This window comes from Rhizobium sp. C4 (assembly GCF_021026315.1).
In the GTDB taxonomy this organism is placed as follows: domain Bacteria; phylum Pseudomonadota; class Alphaproteobacteria; order Rhizobiales; family Rhizobiaceae; genus Ensifer_A.
On record NZ_JAJNCX010000044.1, the window covers coordinates 1 to 2,125 of the forward strand.

Sequence of the window (2,125 nt, forward strand, 5' to 3'; positions counted from 1 at the left end):
GTGACGACGGCAAGCTGGGCCGTGGTCAGCGAAGCGATCTGGCCCGTCGTGAGCGCACCGACCTGAGCGGTCGTCAGCGCGGCAATCTGGCCGGTCGACAGCGTGGCGAAGTTGGCGGTCGAGATGCCGGTGATCGCCTTCGTGCTGATGGCGGCAACGTCACCCGTGGTCATGGCGGCAAGGTCTGTCGAGTCCAGCGCGCCGATCTGCGTGGCGCTGAGCGCGCCGACCGCCACCGTGGAGAGGGCCGCAATCTGCGTCGTCGTCAGCGCGCCGACCTGTGCGGTGGTCAGTCCGCTGATCGCCGCCGTGCTGATGGCGCCCAGCTGGCCGGTCGTCAGAGCCGCGACATCCGTCGTGGTCATCGCACCAAGCTGGGTGGAGGTCAGGGCCCCCATCTGGCCGGTGGTGACGACCGCAAGCTGGGCCGTGGTCAGCGAGGCGACCTGACCCGTCGTCAGGGCGCCAACCTGCGCATTCGTCAGAGCGGCCACCTGGCCGGTCGAGAGCGTGGCGAAGTTGGTAGAGGACAGGCCGGCAATCGCCTTGGTGCTGAGCGCTGCAACGTTACCCGTCGTGAGCACGGCGAGGTTGGCGGACGAGATGGCGGCCATCTGCGTCGAGGTCAGAGCACCCGCCTGACCCGTCGTCAGAGCTGCAACCTGCCCGGTGGTCAGGACGCCGACCTGCGCCGATGTGAGGCCGGAGATCGAGGTTGCCTTCACGGCGGCAAGCTGTGTCGTCGTCAGCGCCGCGACATCCGTCGTCGTCATCGCGGCAAGCTGAGAAGAGCTCAGCGCCGCCATCTGGCCGGTCGTGACCACGGCAAGCTGGGCCGTCGTCAGCGACGAGACCTGACCCGTCGTCAGGGCGCCAACCTGCGTCGCGGTAAGGGCTGCGACCTGGCCGGTCGAGAGCGTGGCGAAGTTGGTGGAGGACAGACCGGCAACCGCCTTGGTGCTGAGCGCAGCAACGTTACCCGTCGTGAGCACGGCAAGGTTGGCGGACGAGATCGCAGCCATCTGCGTCGAGGTCAGAGCACCCGCCTGACCCGTCGTCAGAGCTGCAACCTGGCCCGTCGTCAGGACGCCGACCTGGGCAGACGTCAGACCGGCGATCGCGCTCGAGCTGACGGCGGCCAGCTGGCCGGTCGTCAGAGCCGCGACATCCGTCGTCGTCATCGCGGCAAGCTGCGTGGAACTCAACGCCCCCATCTGGCCCGTGGTGACCACGGCAAGCTGAGCCGTCGTCAGCGAGGAGACCTGACCGGTCGTCAGAGCACCGACCTGGCTGGAGGTGAGCGCTGCGACCTGGCCGGTCGACAGCGTCGCGAAGTTAGCGGACGAAAGACCGGCAACTGCCTTCGAGCTCAGAACGGCCACGTTGCCGGTCGTCAGAACCGCAAGGTTGGCCGAAGAAATCGCCGCCATCTGCGTCGAGGTCAAGGCTGCCGCCTGGCCCGTCGTCAGCGCCGCAACCTGACCCGTCGTCAACGCGCCAACCTGTGCTGAGGTCAGACCGGAGATCGCGGTCGCCTTCACGGCGGCAAGCTGTGTCGTCGTCAGCGCTGCGACATCCGTCGTCGTCATCGCAGCAAGCTGCGTCGAGGTCAACGCACCCATCTGGCCCGTGGTGACCACGGCGAGCTGGGCGGTCGTCAGCGAGGAGACCTGACCGGTCGTCAGAGCACCGACCTGGCTGGAGGTGAGCGCTGCGACCTGGCCGGTCGACAGCGTCGCGAAGTTGGTGGAGGACAGACCGGCAATCGCCTTGGTGCTGAGTGCGGCCACGTTGCCGGTCGTCAGAACCGCAAGGTTGGCCGAAGAAATCGCAGCCATCTGCGTCGAGGTCAGAGCACCCGCCTGACCCGTCGTGAGTGCCGCAACCTGCCCGGTGGTCAGGACGCCGACCTGCGCGGAGCTGAGACCGGCAATCGCTGCCGTGCTGACGGCGGCAAGCTGGGTCGTCGTGAGCGCTGCGACATCCGTCGTCGTCATCGCAGCAACCTGAGAAGAGCTCAGCGCCGCCATCTGGCCCGTGGTGACCACGGCAAGCTGGGCGGTCGTCAGGGCAGAAACCTGACCGGTCGTCAGAGCACCGACCTGGCTGGAGGTGAGCGCTGCGA

Annotated in this window: 1 protein-coding gene; it reads right to left on the reverse strand. The window is 67.8% G+C overall.

The window, feature by feature from the left end:
• A partial coding sequence (locus LQK84_RS25010; protein ID WP_442967025.1) for a beta strand repeat-containing protein occupies positions 1-2,125 on the reverse strand: 2,125 nt, incomplete at both ends.